This is a genomic window from Streptomyces endophytica (assembly GCF_026153355.1).
Taxonomy (GTDB): Bacteria; Actinomycetota; Actinomycetes; order Streptomycetales; family Streptomycetaceae; genus Streptomyces; species Streptomyces endophytica.
Genome location: NZ_CP110636.1, coordinates 385,735 through 406,170 on the forward strand (window position 1 = coordinate 385,735; position 20,436 = coordinate 406,170).

13 protein-coding genes and 2 pseudogenes are annotated in these 20,436 nt (G+C 70.6%); 4 read left to right on the forward strand and 11 right to left on the reverse strand.

The window, feature by feature from the left end:
* Positions 1-4 precede the first annotated feature (4 nt).
* On the reverse strand, positions 5-1,045 hold the full coding sequence (locus OJ254_RS01700) for a 3-isopropylmalate dehydrogenase (protein ID WP_265360953.1): 1,041 nt from the start codon (positions 1,043-1,045) through the stop codon (positions 5-7).
* A 130-nt stretch (positions 1,046-1,175) separates the two neighbouring features.
* Here OJ254_RS01700 and OJ254_RS01705 point away from each other — a divergent pair.
* A pseudogene (locus OJ254_RS01705) lies at positions 1,176-2,388 on the forward strand (metallophosphoesterase family protein).
* A gap of 157 nt (positions 2,389-2,545) precedes the next feature.
* Here OJ254_RS01705 and OJ254_RS01710 read toward each other — a convergent pair.
* Positions 2,546-2,677, reverse strand: coding sequence for a hypothetical protein (locus tag OJ254_RS01710; protein WP_261955507.1), 132 nt, complete (start codon positions 2,675-2,677; stop codon positions 2,546-2,548).
* Positions 2,678-3,030: 353 nt separating this feature from the next.
* Between OJ254_RS01710 and OJ254_RS01715 the strand changes: the two genes are divergently transcribed.
* On the forward strand, positions 3,031-3,681 hold the full coding sequence (locus OJ254_RS01715) for a Uma2 family endonuclease (RefSeq protein ID WP_265360954.1): 651 nt from the start codon (positions 3,031-3,033) through the stop codon (positions 3,679-3,681).
* Positions 3,682-3,742: 61 nt separating this feature from the next.
* Here OJ254_RS01715 and pruA read toward each other — a convergent pair whose 3' ends face one another.
* The gene (gene pruA / locus OJ254_RS01720; RefSeq protein WP_265360955.1) at positions 3,743-5,374 is read right to left on the reverse strand and encodes an L-glutamate gamma-semialdehyde dehydrogenase; all 1,632 of its coding nucleotides are present in this window, start codon (positions 5,372-5,374) and stop codon (positions 3,743-3,745) included.
* Positions 5,375-5,445: 71 nt separating this feature from the next.
* A complete protein-coding gene (locus tag OJ254_RS01725) occupies positions 5,446-6,372 on the reverse strand; it encodes a proline dehydrogenase family protein (protein ID WP_265360956.1) in 927 nt (308 codons plus the stop codon).
* 206 nt (positions 6,373-6,578) lie between these two features.
* Here OJ254_RS01725 and OJ254_RS01730 point away from each other — a divergent pair, with 206 nt between their 5' ends.
* The gene (locus tag OJ254_RS01730; RefSeq protein ID WP_265360957.1) at positions 6,579-7,853 is read left to right on the forward strand and encodes a PucR family transcriptional regulator; all 1,275 of its coding nucleotides are present in this window, start codon (positions 6,579-6,581) and stop codon (positions 7,851-7,853) included.
* Positions 7,854-8,447: 594 nt separating this feature from the next.
* Positions 8,448-10,130 carry a purine-cytosine permease family protein gene (locus tag OJ254_RS01735; RefSeq protein ID WP_265360958.1) on the forward strand — a complete coding sequence of 561 codons (1,683 nt, stop codon included), beginning with the start codon at positions 8,448-8,450 and terminating at the stop codon, positions 10,128-10,130.
* 85 nt (positions 10,131-10,215) lie between these two features.
* On the opposite strand, the gene OJ254_RS01740 is transcribed toward OJ254_RS01735, so the two are convergent.
* From OJ254_RS01740 to OJ254_RS01770, 7 genes and pseudogenes are all read right to left on the reverse strand, one after another.
* Positions 10,216-10,803 carry a TetR/AcrR family transcriptional regulator gene (locus tag OJ254_RS01740; protein ID WP_265360959.1) on the reverse strand — a complete coding sequence of 196 codons (588 nt, stop codon included), beginning with the start codon at positions 10,801-10,803 and terminating at the stop codon, positions 10,216-10,218.
* 113 nt (positions 10,804-10,916) lie between these two features.
* Complete coding sequence (locus OJ254_RS01745) at positions 10,917-11,519, reverse strand: PRC-barrel domain-containing protein (RefSeq protein WP_265360960.1); 603 nt, start codon at positions 11,517-11,519, stop codon at positions 10,917-10,919.
* Between the two features lie 288 nt (positions 11,520-11,807).
* Positions 11,808-13,400, reverse strand: a complete 1,593-nt coding sequence (gene serA / locus OJ254_RS01750; protein ID WP_265360961.1) for a phosphoglycerate dehydrogenase — start codon at positions 13,398-13,400, stop codon at positions 11,808-11,810.
* A gap of 271 nt (positions 13,401-13,671) precedes the next feature.
* A pseudogene (gene ilvC, locus OJ254_RS01755) lies at positions 13,672-14,669 on the reverse strand (ketol-acid reductoisomerase).
* A 111-nt stretch (positions 14,670-14,780) separates the two neighbouring features.
* Entirely contained in the window at positions 14,781-15,305 is a 525-nt protein-coding gene (gene ilvN / locus OJ254_RS01760) for an acetolactate synthase small subunit (protein ID WP_006602925.1), read from the reverse strand.
* A 28-nt stretch (positions 15,306-15,333) separates the two neighbouring features.
* Positions 15,334-17,193, reverse strand: coding sequence for an acetolactate synthase large subunit (locus OJ254_RS01765; protein ID WP_261955516.1), 1,860 nt, complete (start codon positions 17,191-17,193; stop codon positions 15,334-15,336).
* 209 nt (positions 17,194-17,402) lie between these two features.
* A complete protein-coding gene (locus OJ254_RS01770; protein WP_423835801.1) occupies positions 17,403-20,318 on the reverse strand; it encodes a putative bifunctional diguanylate cyclase/phosphodiesterase in 2,916 nt (971 codons plus the stop codon).
* Between the last annotated feature and the right edge of the window lie 118 nt (positions 20,319-20,436).

Below are 20,436 nucleotides of genomic sequence, written 5' to 3' on the forward strand. Positions count from 1 at the left end.
GGCCTCAGCCCGCTACGCGTGCGGCGAGCGCGTCGCCGATCTCGTCCGTGCTGCGGGCGGTGCCGTCCCGGGCCTCCAGGTCGGTCGCGACGGCCGTCTCGATGCGGGCGGCCTCGGCCTCGTAGCCGAGGTGGCGCAGCAGCAGCGCGACGGAGAGGATCGTGGCGGTCGGGTCGGCCTTGCCGGTGCCGGCGATGTCCGGCGCCGAGCCGTGCACCGGCTCGAACATCGACGGGAACTCACCGGTCGGGTTGATGTTGCCGGAGGCCGCCAGGCCGATGCCGCCGGTGACGGCCGCGGCGAGGTCGGTGAGAATGTCGCCGAAGAGGTTGTCGGTGACGATCACGTCGAACCGCTCGGGCTGGGTGACGAAGAAGATCGTCGCCGCGTCGACGTGCAGGTAGTCGGTGGTGACCTCGGGGTACTCCTGGCCGACCTTGTCGAAGATGTTCTTCCACATGTGGCCGGCGTAGACCAGCACGTTGTTCTTGTGGACCAGCGTCAGCTTCTTGCGGGGGCGGGCGTTGGCCCGCTCGAACGCGTCCCGGACCACCCGCTCGACACCGTAGGCGGTGTTCACGCTGACCTCGGTGGCGACCTCGGCGGGGGTGCCGGTGCGCAGGCTGCCGCCGTTGCCGGTGTACGGGCCCTCGGTGCCCTCGCGGACGACGACGAAGTCGATGTCCGGGCGGCCGGCCAGCGGCGTGCTCGTGTTCGGGAAGAGCTTCGACGGGCGCAGGTTGACGAAGTGGTCGAAGGCGAAGCGGAGCTTGAGCAGCAGCCCGCGCTCCAGCACGCCGGAGGGGACGGACGGGTCGCCGATCGCGCCGAGCAGGATCGCGTCGTGCTGCTTGAGCGACTCCAGCTCCGCGTCCGGCAGGGTCTCGCCGGTGGCGTGCCAGCGCCTGGCCCCGAGGTCGTACTCCTTGGTTTCCAGCTTGACGTCCTGCGGCAGGACGGCGGTCAGGACCTTGAGGCCCTGGGCCACGACTTCCTGGCCGATGCCGTCACCGGGGATCACTGCGAGGCGAATGCTGCGAGACATGTTTGGACCCTACTCTTCGTCCCATTGATTGACACGTAACGTCCGCCATGCGGACACGCGGGGAAGTCGGTCAGCTGTCGTTCATCCGGACGACCCGTAACAGTCGGATCATGCTGCCGAATTCGGCCACATGACTGGTACCCCCCGGGCGTCCACGCCCCCGCCCTCGCACACCCCGCGCGTCGGTATACCGGAACAGCTCGCGGCCCGGATGACCATGCCCGAGCAGCACGACTACCTCCGCACCAAGCTGACCCGCCGGGGGCTGCTGCGCACCTCGGCCGTCACCGCGGGGGCGGTGGCGGTGGCGGGCTCCGGCCTGCTGGCCGGTTCGGCACAGGCCACCTCCCCCACCCTGCTGGCGTCCTCCGTCGCCGCCAGGTGGGGCTGAAGCCCTGGGACCTGGGCCGCAAGATCGAGGCCGAGGTGCGGCCGCTGCACACCCCCGCGCTCACCGCCAAGCCGCCGGCCGTCGACCAGTTCGTCTTCACCGCCTTCGGCGACCAGGGCGTCAGCTACCACGCGCTGGGGGCACCTCCCAGCGGTAGCAACGACCAGTTGATCCTGGGTCAGAACCCGTCCTTCCACCTGCACGCGGGCGACATCTGCTACGCGGACCCGGACGGCCAGGGCTCGGACCACGACACCTACGACGCCCGGGTCTGGGACCAGTTCCTCGCGCAGACCACGACATGGAGGCGTGGTACTCGCCCCACGGCTACGGCGGCCAGAACGCCCGCTGGTCGCTGCCCGGCAACGGCCCCGACGCCGAGAACGCCCCGGGGGTCTACTCCTTCGCCTACGGCAACGTCGCCGTCGTCGCCCTCGACGCCAACGACGTCTCCTACGAGATCCCCGCCAACCAGGGCTACACCGAGGGCTCGCACGCCTCCGACGGCGGGGTGCGCGACGCCTGGCTGCCGCTCTTCGAGAAGCACCAGGTGGACCTGGTCATCAACGGCCACAACCACGTCTACGAGCGGACCGACGCCATCAAGGGCGGCCGGGTCGCGAAGAAGATGCCGATCGGCGAGTCCGTCGACGCCGCGCGCGAGGGCATCGTCTACGTGACGGCCGGCGGCGCGGGCAGGTCCCTCTACGACTTCCCGGTGCCCGACAGCTACGAGGGCCACGTCAAGGACCTCGACCACGTCGACACGTACCACTGGTCGAAGGGCCAGGTGAAGACCAAGGACACCGTGGAGTGGTCCCGGGTCCGCTACACCGGCTACTCGTTCCTCGCGGTCGGGGTCACCCCGGGCCACCGCCCGCGGATGACGGTCACCGCCCTCGCCGAATCCGGCGAGTGCATCGACCACTTCGAGGTGGCCCGCTCCCACTGAGCGCACCCACCTCGCGTACGCACTCACGCAGGGGCGCCCGCACCGGGCGCCCCTGTGGTGTCACGAAGGGCAGATCAGCCGGGCGACGGAGCACCGGAGCCGCCACCAGCAGCGACACGGTACCGATGCCCGGCCCGCGCCATGCACGCGGTGCATCTCAGTGTCCGGTGGAGCCGCCGTTGTCCCGGCGGTCGAGGGCACGCTGGAGGGCGGCCGCGGCGTTCCTGCGGTCGGCGTCGTTGGTCGTACGCGCGGAGTGGCGGGTCCTGCGGACAGCGGTCTCGGCCATGATTCACGTCTCCAATGCCAAAGCCCCGAGAACGGATGGGATGCGTCGATCCAGAAGCGGGCCGGAAAGGGCGGGGGCTCCGGCGCAACAGGGGTCACCTGCGCACACGCACCGGGCCACATCCGCAGTCGCTCGATGGAGCGTTACGTTCGGCTCCTACAAAGCTAGGACAGCCTGGCCGTGATGTCTGCACAATTACTTGGGCTTCCTACTATCTGAGACGGATTCCGTGTACTCGAACGAGTGATCCCTGCACATACGCAGCTCAGCGGCTGTCTCACGTGCCTAGCGTCGCGGGTGTCGCTTGTGCCACCAGGCCGAGCCCGCCCACACTTAGGAGGAGGTGCTGCACCATGACCGCGCTCGCACAGGAGGCTCCCGTGACCGCGACGCCGGAGGCCACGATGCCCGGCCCCGATCTGGACGAGGTCCTGTGGCAGGCATGGAAAGCCATGGAACTCCCCGAGGGCTTCCACGCCGAGATCATCGAGGGGTTCATCGAGGTGTCGCCCACCGGTCGCTACTCACACGGGCAGATCGCAAATCTTCTGCGCGATGAACTGGTCGTGTTCCTGTCGGACAGTGAATACGCCGCACGCCAGGACATGAACGTGATTCACGGCCGCAAGCTCTGGATCCCCGACGGCTTCGTCGTACCGAAGGACTCCGAGGAGCACGTGACGGACGACGGTGTCGGCATCAAGGCTGAGGCCGTGCAGTTGATCATCGAGGTCGTCTCGCCGGGCAACGACGGACTCCAGCGCGACCGCGTCCGCAAGCGCCGCGCCTACGCCCGCGCCGGCATTCCCGTCTACGTCCTCATCGACGATTACGACGGCCATGGCACCGTCACCGTGCTCACTTCTCCCTCTCCCGAGGAGGCGGCCTACGCCGGTGAGAACCGGGTGCCGTACGGCGCGGAAGCGATCATCCCCGAAGGCCCCGCCAAGGGATTCGTCATCGGTGAGGCGATCACCGGGCCGCCGCGGAACGCCCGTACCTGAGCCGAAGCCGACGGCCCGGCCCCCGGGACGGGGAGCCGGGCCGTGGTCGTACCCGTGGGTGTCAGCCCATGTGCGGGTAGCGGTAGTCCGTCGGGGGGACCAGGGTTTCCTTGATGGAGCGGGTGGAGGTCCAGCGCATCAGGTTCTGCTTGGCGCCGGCCTTGTCGTTGGTGCCGGAGGCGCGGCCGCCGCCGAAGGGCTGCTGGCCGACGACGGCGCCGGTGGGCTTGTCGTTGATGTAGAAGTTGCCCGCGGCGAAGCGGAGCTTCTCGCAGGTGGCGGCCGCCGCGGCGCGGTCCTGGGCGATGACGCAACCGGTCAGGCCGTACGCCGAGGCGGACTCCATCTGGGTGAGCATCTCGTCGTAGTCCGCGTCGTCGTAGACGAAGACGCCGAGGATCGGGCCGAAGTACTCGTCCTTGAAGATCTCGTTGTCCGGGTCGGTGGAGGCCAGGACCGTCGGGCGGACGAAGTAGCCCTCGCTGTCGTCGTACGTGCCGCCGGCCACGACCTCGATGGTCGGGTCGGCCTTGGCGCGGTCGATCGCCGCCTTGTTCTTGGCGAAGGACCGCTCGTCGATGACGGCACCCATGAAGTGCGACAGGTCGGTGACGTCACCCATGGCGAGCGACTCGACCTCGGCGGCGAACTCCTCCTTGAAGCCGGCGTTCCAGAGGGAGGCCGGGACGTAGGCGCGGGAGGCCGCGGAACACTTCTGGCCCTGGAACTCGAAGGCGCCACGGGTCATGGCGGTCTTCAGCACGGCGCGGTCGGCCGAGGGGTGGGCGACGATGAAGTCCTTGCCGCCGGTCTCGCCGACCAGACGCGGGTAGGTCTTGTAGTTCTCGATGTTCGCGCCGACCGTCTTCCACAGGTACTGGAAGGTCTTGGTCGACCCGGTGAAGTGGATGCCCGCGAGGTCCGGGTGGGCCAGCGCGACCTCGGAGACGTCCTTGCCGTCACCGGTGACCAGGTTGATCACGCCCTTGGGCAGCCCGGCCTCCTCCAGCAGCTCCATCAGCAGCACGGCCGCGAAGGTCTGGGTCGGCGAGGGCTTCCACACGACCACGTTGCCCATGAGGGCGGGGGCGGTCGGGAGGTTGCCGGCGATCGCGGTGAAGTTGAACGGCGTGATCGCGTAGACGAAGCCCTCAAGAGGACGGTGGTCCGAGCGGTTCCAGACGCCTGGGGAGTTCGCCGGGGGCTGCTCGGCGAGGATCTGGCGCGCGAAGTGCACGTTGAAGCGCCAGAAGTCGATCAGCTCGCACGGCGTGTCGATCTCGGCCTGCTGGGCGGTCTTGGACTGGCCGAGCATGGTGGCGGCGGCCAGCGTCTCGCGCCAGGGGCCGGAGAGCAGCTCGGCGGCCCGGAGGATGATCGCGGCGCGGTCGTCGAAGGACATCGCGCGCCAGGCGGGGGCGGCGGCCAGCGCGGCGTCCACCGCGTCCTGGGCGTCCTTGACCGTGGCGTTGCCGTACGTGCCGAGCCGGGCTCCGTGGTTGTGCGGCTGGACGACGTCGAAGCGCTCGCCGCCGCCCATCCGGCGCTCGCCGCCGATGGTCATCGGCAGCTCCCGCGGGTTGCCGGCCAGCTCCTTGAGCTTGGCCTCCAGACGGGAACGCTCGGCGCTGCCGGGGGCGTAGGTGTGGACCGGCTCGTTCACCGGTACGGGGACCTGGGTCACAGCGTCCATGGCGGCCGTTTCTCCTTCGGTGGTCGGTTCGTACGTACGTAAGGGGCCGGGGGGTCAGCCCCGGGCCGCCGTCATCCCCGGGTCGCGAGCGACCGCAGGAAGAAGGCCAGGTTCGCGGGGCGCTCGGCGAGCCGGCGCATGAAGTATCCGTACCAATCGGTGCCGTACGGGATGTACACCCGCATACGATTCCCCTCGGCTACCAGCCGGCGCTGCTCCGCCTCGCGGATGCCGTAGAGCATCTGGAATTCGTAGTCCGCCGGCTTGCGGCCGTTGCGGTGCGCCAGCTCCTGGGCGATGGCCACCATCCGCGGGTCGTGCGACCCGATCATGGGGTAGCCCCGGCCGGCCATGAGGATCTTCAAGCAGCGCACATAGGCCCGGTCGACCTCCCGCTTGTCCTGGAAGGCAACGGTCGCGGGCTCCTTGTACGCGCCCTTGACCAGTCGCACCCGGGAGCCTTCCCCGGCGAGCGCCCGGCAGTCGTCCTCGGTACGGAAGAGGTAGGACTGCAGCACCGCGCCCGTCTGGGGGAACCGCTCGCGCAGCTCGGCGAGGATCACCAGGGTCGAGTCGACCGTGGTGTGGTCCTCCATGTCGAGGGTGACGGTCGTCCCGGCCTCGGCGGCCGCCTCGACCACCGGAGTGACGTTCTGCAGGGCCAGCTCGTGGCCGCCCGGCAGCGCCTGGCCGAAAGCGGACAGCTTCACCGACATCTCGGCCTTCACACCGAGCCCGTGCTCCTTGAGGGCCTCGGCCAGCCGGAGGTAGGCGTCGCGGTTGCGCAGCGCCTCCGTCGGGTCCGTGATGTCCTCGCCGAGGTGGTCGAGCGTGACCTCCAGTCCGCGCGCGGCCAGGTTGCGCACCGCGGCCATGGCCTCGTCCAGACGCTCGCCGGCGACGAACCGTTCCACCACGGGGCGGGTGACCGGAGCGGCCGCGACGACGCGTCGGATGCTGTCGCTGCGCGCTGCGGCGAGGAGCACGGGACCCAGCATGGGGCACCTCCACATTCAGGGTGACAAGTACCGGGCGGCGCCAGGCAGGGCGGACGCGTCGGCAAGATTGAGCCACCTGAAATTTAAGGATCGCGCCACTTCGCGGCCATCGACAGCTGTCACGCCTTCGTGGCCGGGATCTCAGACAGATGTATGAGAATGGGAACAGGGACGACCACTGCGACAGGAGAGGAGCCGAACGGCGGATGCGGGGCGACTACCAGCAGCTCGTGGACGAGATCTCGGCGGCGCTCGGCGCACCGGCGACGCTGGAGGACCGGGACTTCGGGCTGATCGCGTTCGGCGCGCACGAGGGCGAGGACGACGAGGTCATGGACCCGGTGCGGACCCGGTCGATCCTCCAGCGCCGCTCCTCGGCGGCGGTCCGGGCCTGGTTCGAGGCGTTCGGGATCGCCCGGGCCACGACGCCGCTGCGGATCCCGCCGGACCCGGCCGCCGGCGTCTTCCGCGGCCGGATCTGCCTCCCCGTACGCCACCGGGGCGTGGTGCACGGGTACGTCTGGCTGCTCGACGACGGGCACCTCACCGACCTGGCCCTGGGCGGCCACGGCACCCCGCCCGACCCGCGGATCGCCCAGGCGATGGAGACCGCCGCCCGGATCGGCGCACTGCTGGCCGACGAGGCCCGCGCCGGCTCCGAACTCGGCGATCTGCTACGGGAGTTGCTGACCGGCCCGGCCACCGGCCGGCCGGCCGCGGCGACCGCCCTGCGCGACGCGCTCCGCGACACGCTGCGCTTCACGCCCGGTCTGCCGCTCGCCCTGGTGGCGGTGACGCCCTGGGACACCTCGGACACCGATGCGGCCCCCCTGCCGAGCCTGCCCGGTCTGCTCGCGGCGTGCGCACTGCGCTCCCCCGGCGGTCCGACGGGCCCGCCCGGCCCGCCCGTCCTGGCCGCGCTGGTCCGCCTGCGTGCTACGGGCGGGGCGGCCCCCGCCCGTACGGTGGCGGAACACCTGCTGCGCTCCCCGCGGGCGGGGAGCGCCCCGGCCACCGCGGCCCCCTCCGGCCCCGGGGGTTCCCGTTCTTCCGCTCGCTCCGCACCACCCCGCCCGGGCGCGGCCGGCATCGGCGGTGCCACCCGGGAACCGGCCGAACTCCCCACGTCCTGGCAAGAGGCCCTCGCCGCGGCCCGCGCGGCCCGCGCCGAGCCCCGGCTGGGCCCGGTCGCCCAGTGGGACACCATCGGCTCGTACCGCATGCTGACCGCCCTGCCGGTCACCGATCCCGACCCCGTGATCGGCCCCCTGCTCACCCCCGCACACGCCGAACTCGCCCGCACCGCCGAGGTGTTCCTCGACTGCGCGGGCCAGGCGAGCCGCACGGCCCAGGCCCTGGGCATCCACCGCCAGACCCTCTACTACCGCCTCGGCCGCGTCGAAAAGCTCACGGGTCTCGACCTGGACGACGGGGAGCACCGGTTGCTTCTCCATATGGCCCTCAAGGTGGCGAGGTTGTAACGCCTCCCACGTCCCTGTCTGCGGCGCCGCGGGGCTCGCTCGCCGTTGCGCTTTGCGGCGCCCCGCACGTAGTTGGCCGTCCCGCCGCGGGGCTTGTTCGCCGTAGCGCCTGGCGGCGGGCGTGGTGTGTCGGGTGCGGTGCCGGCCCTCCAGACTTCGTCCTCCGGTCCAGCCCCTCCCGTGAGTGGGAGTTTCAAAGCTGGTTGGGGGCGGATCTGGTCTGCTGCCTGCGAGCACGTGGGCATTACGTGCACCCCCACCACCGTTTCCTTCCCCCCTCACGGGAGGGGACGGGCCGGAGGGGCCGGTTGTGTGGACGTAAAGCGTCAGCAGTCCACACAACCGGCCCCGGAGGCCCGTCACCGCACCCACCACAACCCAGCCCGCCGCAGGCGCAACGGCGAACAACAACCACGGCGGGACAGACAGGTACGTGCGGGGCGCCGCAAAGCGCAACGGCGAGACGACCCGCGACGCCGCAGACAGGTACGTGGGCGAAGAAACACCCGGTTCACCGGACAAGCCCCCCGCCGAAACACTCCCTTCCTAGCGTCCGGCCAGAAGAAATGGCCCCGGCGCCGGAGGAGACGTGGCATGAGCGAGGCCGTTGCGGAACGCAACGAAGAGACAGCGCACGGCGGGGCACCCGACGACGTACGCCCCAGGCCAACCGCAGGGGAAAGCGCAGCCGAGACCCTGGAGGACTACACCCTCCGGTTCGCGCCGCGTAGTTACCGCCGGTGGACGCCGGCCGTGGTGGCGACCACCGCGCTGGGCGGGATCGCGTACATGGCGGACTTCTCGATCGGCGCCGGGATCGGGCTCACCCACGGAACCGGCAACGCACTGACCGCGATCCTGGTCGCGGCCGTGGTCATCTTCGTCACCGGTTTCCCGCTCGCCTACTACGGGGCCCGCTACAACATCGATCTGGACCTGATCACCCGTGGTGCGGGCTTCGGCTACTACGGGTCGGTGCTCACCAGCGTCATCTTCGCCAGCTTCACCTTCATCTTCTTCGCGCTGGAGGGCTCGATCATGGCCCAGGGGCTGCGGCTGGGCCTCGGGCTGCCGCTGTGGCTGGGCTATCTGGTCGCCACGCTCCTGGTGATACCGCTGGTCATCTACGGCATGAAGGCGCTGAGCAAGCTCCAGGTCTGGACGACGCCGCTGTGGCTGCTGCTGATGGTGGGGCCGTTGGTCTACCTGGTCGCCACCGACCCGGGCACCGTGCACCGCTTCGTGTCGTACGCCGGGACCGACGGCCACGGCGGGATCAACACCGCCTCCGTACTGCTGGGCGCGGGCGTCTGCCTGTCGCTGATCGCGCAGATCGGCGAGCAGATCGACTATCTGCGCTTCATGCCGCCCAAGACGGAGGAGAACAAGCGCACTTGGTGGGCGGCCGTGATCATGGCCGGGCCCGGCTGGGTCGTGCTGGGTGCGGTGAAGCAGGCCATCGGGCTGTTCCTGGCCGTCTACATCCTCGCGAAGGCCGGGCCGGCCGCGGCCACCGAGCCGATCCGGCAGTTCACCGGTGCGTTCGCCGCGATGCTGCCCTCCTGGCTGGTGGTGCCGCTGGCCGTGGTCCTCGTCGTGATCAGCCAGATCAAGATCAATGTGACCAACGCCTACTCCGGCTCGCTGGCGTGGACGAACTCCGTCACCCGGGTCACCAAGCGCTACCCGGGACGGATGGTCTTCGTCCTGGCCAACCTGGCGTTCGCGCTGATCCTGATGGAGGCAGACATGTTCAGCTTCCTCAACGGGATCCTGGGCTTCTACTCCAACTGCGCCATCGCCTGGGTCGTCACCGTCGCCACCGACATCCTCGTCAACAAGTACCTGCTGAAACTCTCCCCGAAGATCCCGGAGTTCCGCCGCGGCATGCTCCACGCGGTCAACCCGGTGGGGGTGGTGGCCTTCACCGCGGCCTCCGGCCTGTCCATCGCGATGTACTTCCACGCGTTGGGCGACGCCCTCCAGCCGTACTCACCGGTGGCCGCCGCGGTGCTCGCCTTCGTCCTCACGCCGCTGATGGCGGCGGTCACCAAGGGCCGTTACTACCTGCGGCGTTCCGACGACGGGATCGACGAGCCGCTGCTGGACGCGGACGGCAACCCGAGCGCCACGAGCTACCCGTGCCACGTCTGCCGGCAGGAGTTCGAGCGCCCCGACCTGGCCGCCTGCCCGGCCCACGACGCCATGGTCTGCTCACTGTGCCTCAGCACGGACCGCTCGTCCGAACACGTCCTCCCGGCGGCGTCACCCTTCTGACCCACCGGCGTCCACCCCCACCCGCCCTTTCCCCTCCCCCAACGGGAGGGGACGGGCCGGAGGGGCCGGGCGTGGGAAGAAGAGCTCAGAGCACCCGCCCGCTGGTGACCCGCCGCAGCGCCGCCGCCAAGTCGTGCCCCGTAGGAAGCGCGTCCGGGGTGACCAGGGACTGGACCATCAGGCCGGTGAGGAGGGCCTGATAGAAGGAGCCGACGATGCGGGCCGCCTCGGCGTCGACCTCCGTGTCGGGGACGCCCTCGAAGATGGCGACCAGGCCCTCGCCGCCCTCCGGCAGTACGGCCCCGATCGCCTCCCGCAGGCCCTCGTCGCGCGGGAGCAGTCCCAGCACCTCGACCTGGGCGGCGATGAACTCCGGTTCCGTGGCGATGTGTTGGAGCACCCGGTCCCACGTCTCGGCGAACCGCTCCAGCGGATCGGCGGAGGTCCGCGCGCCCTCCGCGGCGGCCGGCGCCTCGGCCATGCTCGCGCCCCACTCCTCGCTGGACGCGATCACCGCCTGGCGCATCAGGGCGTCCTTGGAGCCGTAGTGGTAGCCGATGGAGGCGAGGTTGGCGCCGGAGGCGGCCACGATGTCGCGGGCGGTGGTGCGCGCGTACCCCTTCTCCAGCAGGCAGCGCTTGGCGCCTTCCAGAAGATCTTCACGGTGTCCCATGACGGCAGCCTAATCGCCGGCATACGCTCGTACCAGACGGATGTCTTATACGTACGTCCATGCACACGTACCTGCGGTCCAGGCACACGCCCGTGCACCCGCCTGCGCGCCGATCACCGACCCCTCTCGCCACCGGCTCCCTCCGCGCCCCCCTTCCCCCGCTCCTCAGGGGGTGTGGCCTCGGGCGTCTGCTCGGTGTCGCGTCGGGCGTCGGCGTCCGGCCGGCCCTCGCGGGTGCGCTCCCCCGCTCCGGCCCCGGCCATCGGCCGGTCGAACAGCTTGTTGCGCTCGGCCGGCGTCCGCGGCGAGCCCCCGGTGTCCGTTCCGGCGCGCGGCCCGGTGGGCCCCGCCGCCTCCGTGCCGCCCGGCTCGCCGCGGGCGGGCTCCGTGGCGACCGGCCGGATCAGCCCGTAGTGGCGGTACAGCTCGGTCTCCTCGGACGGGTCGAGGTGCGCTTCGGCGTCGATCCTCGGGGCCTTCTTGATGGTCTCCTTGGCGTGCGGAACGTGCAGTTCGTCGCCGGTCCGGCGGGCCCCGGCGAGCGGGATGAACGTCTCCTTCATCCCGAAGAGGCCGGTGCGCACGGTGATCCACTCGGGCTCGTTGGTGGCGTCATCCCGGTAGACCTGCTGCACCGTGCCCACCTTCGCGCCGTTCTCGTCGACCACGTGGAGGCCGGTCAGCGTCTGCGGGGTGTCTCCCAGAGGTGCGTTCATGGGTCTCGCTCCTTCCGCACGCGCCGGTGCGGCACGCACAGTTCCCATTGCGCGACGTCCGCTTCCGGCTTGCGACTCGAAAGGCCACGGGGGTGCCGGGCCGGTCGGCCCCGGGAGCCCCCACGCGGCTCCCCCGGCCCCACCCCTCACTACGCCATTCGGGTGAATGCCTGACCGGTCGGCCGCACGGGCCGCATCCGCGGGGCGTCCGTACGATGCCGGCACGCGAACGGGCCCGGACCCCGCCGAAGCGGGAGCCGGGCCCGTTGACCTGCGAAGACCGTTCGGTCAGTGACCGAGGTTCACCGCGCGTACGGACGTCGCGCCGATCTCCTCGGAGATGTCGTTGAGCACGTTCGCCGGAATGGTGTCGTCGACGGTCAGCACGACCAGTGCCTCGCCGCCGACATCGGCCCGGGAGACCTGCATGCCGCCGATGTTGATGCCCGCCTCGCCCAGGATGCGGCCGACCGTGCCGACGACGCCGGGGCGGTCGGTGTAGCGCATGAACGCCATGTGGTCGGCGAGCGTGAGGTCGATCGAGTGGTCGCCGACCGCCACGATCTTCTGGACGTTCTTGTGGCCGGCGAGCGTGCCAGAGATCGACACCTCCTCGCCGCCGGCGAGCGTGCCGCGCACGGTGACCACGTTGCGGTGCTCGGGCGACTCGCTGCTGGTCGTCAGCCGCACCTCGACGCCGCGCTCCTGCGCGAACAGCGGGGCGTTGACGTAGGACACCGTCTCGTCCACCACGTCCTCGAACACGCCCTTCAGCGCGGAGAGTTCGAGCACCTTGACGTCGTGCTGGGTGATCTCACCGTACACCTCGACGTCGAGCCGCATCGCCACCTCGCCGGCCAGCGCGGTGAAGATCCGGCCCAGCCGCTCGGCCAGCGGCAGCCCGGGCTTGACGTCCTCGGCGATCACGCCGCCCTGGACGTTGACCGCGTCCGGCACCAGCTCGCCGGCCAGCGCCAGCCGCACCGACTTGGCGACCGCGATACCGGCCTTCTCCTGCGCCTCACCCGTCGACGCGCCCAGGTGCGGGGTGCACACGACCTGGTCGAACTCGAACAGCGGGGAGTCGGTGCAGGGCTCGACGGCGTACACGTCCAGGCCCGCGCCGGCCACCCGGCCCTCCTTGAGCGCGCTGGCCAGCGCCACCTCGTCGACGATCCCGCCGCGCGCGGCGTTGACGATCCGGACCGACGGCTTGACCTTGTGCAGCGCCTCGTCGCCGATCAGGCCGATGGTCTCCGGCGTCTTGGGGAGGTGGACGGTGATGAAGTCGGCGACCTCCAGCAGCTCGTCCAGGGTCAGCAGCTTGACGCCCATCTGCGCGGCGCGGGCCGGCTGGACGTACGGGTCGTAGGCGACGACCTTCATGCCGAACGCCGACATCCGCTGGGCGACCAGGACGCCGATCCGGCCGAGGCCGACCACGCCGAGGGTCTTCTCGCTGAGCTCGACGCCGGTGTACTTGCTGCGCTTCCACTCGCCGTTCTTGAGCGCGGTGTTGGCCTGCGGGATGTTCCGCGCGGTGGCGACCAGCAGGCCGCAGGCGAGCTCGGCGGCGGTGACGATGTTGGAGGTCGGGGCGTTGACGACCATCACGCCGGCCTTGGTGGCGGCGGAGACGTCGACGTTGTCCAGGCCCACGCCGGCGCGGGCGACGACCTTCAGCTTCTTGGCGGCGGCGATCGCCTCGGCGTCGATCTTCGTGGCGCTGCGCACCAGGACGGCGTCGACGTCGACGATGGCGGGGAGCAGCTCGGCGCGGTCCGCGCCGTTGCAGTGCCGGATCTCGAAGTCCGGGCCGAGGGCGTCGACGGTGGCGGGCGACAGCTCTTCGGCGATCAGTACGACAGGTTTCGAGCTCACGTGGTCTTCAGTCCTCACTAGTCCTTCGCGGACGGCCGTCCCGACGGCCGAAGGCGGTGAAGGGGGAAAGCCGCGTGGAAGACGCACGACATTGTGAGCCTGAACGCGCTTGTGATGGGCAGTGTAGTGGCGGTGGGGGGCGCGTCCTGTGCCGTTGCGGAAGGATCACCCGTGCGTGGTTCTACGCGGTGGACAAGGCGCCGCGGCGGTACGCGGCCGGTCATACGGACGAGGGGGCCGCGAGTGTTTCGCGACCCCCTGTCCACAGTCCTTACGCCTCGTCGTCGACCCAGCTCATCAGCTTCCGCAGCTGCTTGCCGGTGGTCTCCAGCAGGTGGCCCTCGTCGGCCTTCTTGTACTCGTTGTACTTCGGCAGACCGGCGTTGTACTCCGCCATCCAGTTGTTGGCGAAGGTGCCGTCCTGGATCTCGGTGAGGACCTTCTTCATCTCGGCCTTGGTGGCGTCGGTGATCACCCGCGGGCCGGTGACGTAGTCGCCCCACTCGGCCGTCTCGGAGACCGACCAGCGCATCTTCTCCAGGCCGCCCTCGTACATGAGGTCCACGATGAGCTTCAGCTCGTGCAGGCACTCGAAGTACGCGATCTCCGGCTGGTAGCCCGCCTCGACCAGGGTCTCGAAGCCGGCCTTGACCAGCGCCGAGGCGCCACCGCAGAGCACGGCCTGCTCACCGAACAGGTCGGTCTCGGTCTCCTCGGTAAAGGTGGTCTTGATGACGCCGGCGCGGGTGCCGCCGATGCCCTTGGCGTAGGACAGCGCCAGCGCGAAGGCGTTGCCGGAGGCGTCCTGCTCGACGGCCGCGATGCACGGCACGCCGCGGCCCTCTTCGTACTGGCGGCGCACCAGGTGGCCCGGGCCCTTGGGGGCGACCATGCAGACGTCCACGCCGGCCGGGGCCTTGATGAAGCCGAACCGGATGTTGAAGCCGTGGCCGAAGAACAGCGCGTCGCCGTCCTTCAGGTTGTCCTTGATGGACTCCTCGTAGACCTTGGCCTGGATCGGGTCCGGCACCAGGATCATGATGACGTCGGCCTCGGCGGCCGCCTCGGCGGGGTGACCACGCGCAGGCCCTGCTCCTCGGCCTTGGCCTTGGACTTGGAGCCCTCGTGCAGACCGACGCGCACGTCGACGCCCGAGTCGCGCAGGGACAGCGCGTGGGCGTGGCCCTGGCTTCCGTAGCCGATCACCGCGACCTTGCGGTTCTGGATGATGGACAGGTCGGCGTCGTCGTCGTAGAACAGCTCGGCCACTTCGGGTTTCTCCTTGGATCTAGCGGGGTGCCCACACAGTACGTCGGGCGGGGTGAGGAAGGTCGGTGGGTCTCGCCATACGGTCCGGTCGGCCGCGGCGGACGGGGGCGGTCAGGCCGAACGGTCCAGCGCGCGCAGCGAGCGGTCCGTGATGGAACGGGCGCCCCGGCCTATGGCGATCGTGCCGGACTGCACCAGTTCCTTGATGCCGAACGGCTCCAGCATCTTCAGCATGGCCTCCAGCTTTTCACTGGATCCGGTGGCCTCGATGGTGACGGCCTCGGGCGAGACGTCCACGGTCTTGGCGCGGAAGAGCTGGACGATCTCGACGATCTGCGAGCGGGTCTCGTTGTCCGCGCGGACCTTCACCAGGACCAGTTCGCGCTGGATCGCGGAGCCGGGCTCCAGCTCGACGATCTTCAGGACGTTGACGAGCTTGTTGAGCTGCTTGGTGACCTGCTCCAGCGGCAGCGACTCGACGCTGACCACGATGGTGATGCGGGAGATGTCGGGGTGCTCGGTGACCCCGACGGCGAGCGAGTCGATGTTGAAGCCGCGGCGGGAGAACAGCGCGGCGATCCGGGCGAGGATGCCGGGGGTGTTCTCCACCAGGACGGAGAGCGTGTGCTTGGACATGGTCTTCTCTCTTTCGCTCTTCGTCGTCTCAGTCGTCTTCGTTGTCGCCGAAGTCGGGACGCACGCCGCGGGCGGCCATGACCTCGTCGTTGGAGGTGCCGGCGGCGACCATCGGCCACACCTGGGCGTCCTCGTGGACGATGAAGTCGATCACGACCGGGCGGTCGTTGATGGCATTGGCCTCTTCGATGACCTTGTCGAGGTCGGCCGGGTCCTCGCAGCGCAGGGCGACGCAGCCCATGGCCTCGGAGAGCTTGACGAAGTCCGGGATGCGGGTGCCCGCCGAGGGCTGCTTACCGTCCGCTTCGGGACCGCTGTGCAGCACGGTGTTGGAGTAGCGCTGGTTGTAGAAGAGGGTCTGCCACTGGCGGACCATGCCCAGCGCGCCGTTGTTGATGATCGCGACCTTGATCGGGATGTTGTTCAGCGCGCAGGTGACCAGTTCCTGGTTGGTCATCTGGAAGCAGCCGTCACCGTCGATCGCCCAGACCGTGCGGTCCGGCTGGCCGGCCTTGGCGCCCATCGCGGCCGGCACGGCGTAGCCCATGGTCCCGGCGCCGCCGGAGTTGAGCCAGGTGGCGGGCTGCTCGTACTTGATGAAGTGGGCGGCCCACATCTGGTGCTGGCCGACGCCGGCGGCGTAGATGGTGTCGGCGGGGGCGAGCCTGCCGATCCGCTCGATGACCTGCTGCGGGGACAGGCTGCCGTCGTCCGGCAGGTCGTAGCCCAGCGGGTAGGTCTCCCGCCAGCGGTTGAGGTCCTTCCACCAGGCGCTGTAGTCGCCCTTGTGGCCGGCGTCGTGCTCGGCCTGGACGGCCACGATCAGGTCGGCGATGACCTCGCGGGCGTCACCGACGATCGGCACGTCCGCGGCGCGGTTCTTGCCGATCTCCGCCGGGTCGATGTCGGCGTGCACGACCTTGGCGTACGGCGCGAAGGAGTCCAGCTTGCCGGTGACCCGGTCGTCGAAGCGGGCGCCGAGGGTGATCAGCAGGTCGGCCTTCTGCAGCGCGGTGACCGCGGTGACCGAGCCGTGCATGCCGGGCATGCCGACGTGCTGCGGGTGGCTGTCGGGGAAGGCGCCCAGCGCCATCAGGGTGGTGGTGACCGGGGCGCCGGTCAGCTCGGCGAGCACCTTCAGCTCGGCGGTGGCACCGGCCTTGAGGACGCCGCCGCCGACGTAGAGCACCGGGCGCTTGGACTCGGCGATCAGCCGGGCGGCCTCGCGGATCTGCTTGGCGTGCGGCTTGGTCACCGGGCGGTAGCCGGGCAGGTCGGTGTGCGGCGGCCAGCTGAACGTGGTCTGCGCCTGCAGGGCGTCCTTGGCGATGTCGACCAGGACCGGGCCGGGACGGCCGGTGGACGCGATGTGGAACGCCTCGGCGATCGTCTTGGGGATCTCGGCCGGGTCGGTGACCAGGAAGTTGTGCTTGGTGATCGGCATCGTGATGCCGCAGATGTCCGCCTCCTGGAAGGCGTCCGTGCCGATCGCCTTCGACGCCACCTGACCGGTGATCGCGACCAGCGGGACGGAGTCCATGTGGGCGTCCGCGATCGGGGTGACGAGGTTGGTGGCCCCCGGGCCCGAGGTGGCCATGCAGACCCCGACCTTGCCGGTGGCCTGCGCGTATCCCGTGGCGGCGTGTCCGGCGCCCTGTTCGTGGCGGACGAGGATGTGCCGGACCTTCGAGGAGTCCATCATCGGGTCGTACGCCGGCAGGATCGCACCGCCGGGGATGCCGAACACGGTGTCGGCCCCGACCTCCTCCAGCGCACGGATGAGGGACTGCGCGCCCGTGACGTGCTCGACGGTGGCGGTCGGCTGCGGTCCGCCGGCGTTACGGGCCCGCGGCTGCGGATGGTGGGCCCCGGAGGCCTGCTCGGTCATCTGCGTCTCTTCTCGAAGCTGAGGGTTTTGACGGGATTTGTGAGGTTGCTGTGCAACAAAAAACCCCTCGTGCCGGGTGGCAAGCGAGGGGAGCGCGTCGGTGCGGTCTGCTGGGTGGCGTAGGGGGCCCAGCTTCAGCCGACGCGCTTTCCAAGTACGAGAATTCGGGTGCGCATGGCACTGACCCTCCCCCTCTCGTGCACCGAGTGTCAAGTGGGTGGGACGGAGGTCTCACTATTTGAGCGCAATGGGGGATGCACCATGGCCTCCGGACCGGCCAGACCCCCACGTCGGGCGGGCACTCCGCTGCCGCTGAGCACCACCGCGCGGCCCTGGCCCGCGTGGTCGGGAACGGGGTAACCGGTACGGGTCAGCGCCCGGCGCAGCCGGTGCTCGTCGAGCGGTCCGGAGAAGGCCAGGCCCATGCCGTGCGTGCAGCCCATGGAGCGCAGTGCGAGGACCTGTTCGGGCAGGTCGACGCCGTCCGCGACGGTCTGCATGCCCAGATCGCCGGCGATCCGCAGCAGCCCGGCGGTGATCTTGTGCAGCCGGGAGGACTCCACCACGCCGTCGACCAGGCCGCGGTCCAGCCGCAGGACGTCGACGGGCAGCCGGCGCAGCGCGGTGATCGCGGCGTATCCGCTGCCGAAGCCGTCGAGGGCGATCCGTACGCCGAGCCGGCGCAGGGCGACCAACCGGCGCTCCAGGTCGTCCAGCGGGATCCGGGAGTCACTTTCGGACAGTTCCAGGACGAGTTCCCGGGCGGGCAGGCCGTGCCGGGTGAGGAGCGCTTCGACGCCCTTGGGCGACAGCGCGCGGTCCAGCAGCCGGCGGGCGGAGAGCCGGACCGCGACCGGGACCTGGTGGCCGGCGCGGTGGCGCGCGGCGGCCTGCCGGACGGCCTCCTCCAGCTGCCAGCGGTCGAGCTCCGCGGCACGGTCGCCGCCGTCGGTGTACCGGCCGCGGTCCCCGACCCGGAGGAATTCGGCGGGGGTGAACAGGATGCCCTCGGCGGAGCGCCAGCGGGCGTGCGCGGCGACCGCGGTGACCCGCCCGGTGGCCAGGTCGACGACGGGCTGGTGCAGCAGCGCGAATTCGCCCTCGTTGAGGGCCGTGCGGAGCTTGGAGGCGAGCTCGGCACGGTGCGCGACCTCGTCCTGCATCTGGGGGGCGTAGAGCTCGACGCGGCCCTTGCCGGCCTGCTTGGCGCGGTACATCGCGAGGTCGGCGTTGCGGAGCAGGCCGGCGGGGGTGACGCCCGGTTCGGCGAAGGCGACGCCGATGCTGGCCGCCACGCGGACGTCCCGGCCGTCGATGCGGTACGGCTCGGAGAGCTTGATGCGCAGCCGGTCGGCGATCTCGTGGATGCGGAACTCGCGGGCCGCGCGGTCGCGGGTGCCGTCGCCGGTGATCAGCGCGGCGAATTCGTCGCCGCCCAGCCGGGCCGCTATGTCGCCGGCGCGGACCGAGTCGGCGAGCCGGCGGGCGGCCTGGATCAGCAGTTCGTCGCCGGCCTGGTGGCCGATGGTGTCGTTGACCTGCTTGAAGCCGTCGAGGTCGATGTAGAGCACGGCGGTGTCGTGGTCGCTGGCCCGCCGGCCGGTGACGGCCTGGGTGACGCGTTCGGTGAACAGCGCGCGGTTGGGCAGATCGGTGAGCGCGTCGTGCGAGGCGTTGTGCTGGAGCTGGGCCTGGAGCCGGACGCGTTCGGTGACGTCGCGGGAGTTGAAGATCAGGCCGCCGTGGTGGCGGTTGACCGTGGACTCGACGTTCAGCCAGCCGTCGACGCCGGAGCGCTGTCCGCCCGCCCGGAAGCGGCATTCGATGCGGGTGGTCGGCTCGTCCTGCGGATCGGCGGCGAGGAACCGGCGGACCTCGTGCACCACCCGGCCGAGGTCCTCGGGGTGGATCAGGGTCGCGAGTTCGGAGCCGATCAGCTCCTCCGCGTCGCGGCCGTAGACGCCGGCGGCGGCCGGGCTGACGTAGCGCAGCACGCCGGAGGGCGCGGCGATCATGATGACGTCGCTGGAGCCCTGCACCAGGGAGCGGAAGTGGTTCTCCTTCTGGGCGAGTTCGTGGGTCAGGGTGATGTTGTCGAGCAGCATGATCCCCTGGCGAACGACCAGGGCGAGCACGACCGTGCAGCCGGTGAAGAGGACCACGCGGTCGATCCGCCGCCCGTCGAGAACGTTGGTGAGGATGCCCAGGGTGCAGACCGCGGCGGCCAGATACGGGGTGAGCGCGGCGAGCGAGCCGGCGAGCGGACGGCTGCCGTGCGGGAGGCGGACGGCGGCGGGCTCGGCGAGCTCCTCCGGCTCCTCCTCCTCGGCCCTGCGGGCGACCCAGGGCGCGTACGCGAGCAGCATCGACCCGGCGAACCACCCGGCGTCCAGGATCTGCCCGGAGCGGTAGTGCTCGCGCAGCAGCGGGGAGCTGAACAGGGCGTCGCACAGCACCGTCAGCGCGAGCGCGGCGATGGCGGTGTTGACGGCCGAGCGGTGCACCGAGGAGCGCCGGAAGTGCAGGACCAGGACCATGCTGACGAGCACGATGTCCAGCAGCGGATAGGCCAGCGACAGGGCGCTCTGCGCCACGCTGCGGCCCTGGAAGTGGGCGGTGTGCGCGAGCGCGAGGCTCCAGGAGAGGGTGAGCAGCGAGCCGGCGATCAGCCAGGAGTCCAGGCCCAGGCAGACCCAGCCGGCCCGGCTCACCGGGCGCTTGGCGAGCACCAGCAGGCCGACGATGGCCGGCGGCGCGAACAGCAGGAAGCAGAAGTCGGCCGGCGACGGACTGGGCACGGTCTCGCCCAGGACGACCTCGTACCAGCCCCATACGCCGTTGCCGATGCCGGCCATCCCCGAGGAGGCGGCGAACAGCATCCAGGCCGGCCGGAACCGGCTGCGGTGCCGGCGGGCGTACACACCGCAGGAGACGGCCGCGACCAGGGCCGCGAAGCTGAGGCCGAAGTCCCCCATGAACAGGGCGACTTCGGTGGACCCCCAGCCGAAGGCGGCACCGAGGGCGTAGCCGCCGCAGACCACGGCCAGGACGACCTGTGGCACCGGGCTCGGCGGACTGCCGGCCGGCGTCGGTGGCCTGGAGAGCATCGCCCCGGGGGCGCTCACCGGACTCTCCCGTGGTCCCGTGCCGTCCGGCGCCTCGCGTGGGACGCCCGGTGGTCCCGCCGCTTCTCCGCGGGCGCTCGTGGATCCCGCATTGTGCGGATCGTCCATCGGTCGTACA

What these genes read in the sequence shown, in the direction of transcription:
- OJ254_RS01745 (WP_265360960.1), bottom strand. Translation starts at nt 11,519, where the DNA reads ATGAACGCACCTCTGGGAGACACCCCGCAGACGCTGACCGGCCTCCAC.
- pruA (WP_265360955.1), bottom strand. Translation starts at nt 5,374, where the DNA reads ATGGACGCTGTGACCCAGGTCCCCGTACCGGTGAACGAGCCGGTCCAC.
- OJ254_RS01740 (WP_265360959.1), bottom strand. Translation starts at nt 10,803, where the DNA reads ATGGGACACCGTGAAGATCTTCTGGAAGGCGCCAAGCGCTGCCTGCTG.
- OJ254_RS01725 (WP_265360956.1), bottom strand. Translation starts at nt 6,372, where the DNA reads ATGCTGGGTCCCGTGCTCCTCGCCGCAGCGCGCAGCGACAGCATCCGA.
- ilvN (WP_006602925.1), bottom strand. Translation starts at nt 15,305, where the DNA reads ATGTCCAAGCACACGCTCTCCGTCCTGGTGGAGAACACCCCCGGCATC.
- OJ254_RS01735 (WP_265360958.1), top strand. Translation starts at nt 8,448, where the DNA reads ATGAGCGAGGCCGTTGCGGAACGCAACGAAGAGACAGCGCACGGCGGG.
- OJ254_RS01715 (WP_265360954.1), top strand. Translation starts at nt 3,031, where the DNA reads ATGACCGCGCTCGCACAGGAGGCTCCCGTGACCGCGACGCCGGAGGCC.
- OJ254_RS01765 (WP_261955516.1), bottom strand. Translation starts at nt 17,193, where the DNA reads ATGACCGAGCAGGCCTCCGGGGCCCACCATCCGCAGCCGCGGGCCCGT.
- OJ254_RS01700 (WP_265360953.1), bottom strand. Translation starts at nt 1,045, where the DNA reads ATGTCTCGCAGCATTCGCCTCGCAGTGATCCCCGGTGACGGCATCGGC.
- OJ254_RS01730 (WP_265360957.1), top strand. Translation starts at nt 6,579, where the DNA reads ATGCGGGGCGACTACCAGCAGCTCGTGGACGAGATCTCGGCGGCGCTC.
- OJ254_RS01710 (WP_261955507.1), bottom strand. Translation starts at nt 2,677, where the DNA reads ATGGCCGAGACCGCTGTCCGCAGGACCCGCCACTCCGCGCGTACGACC.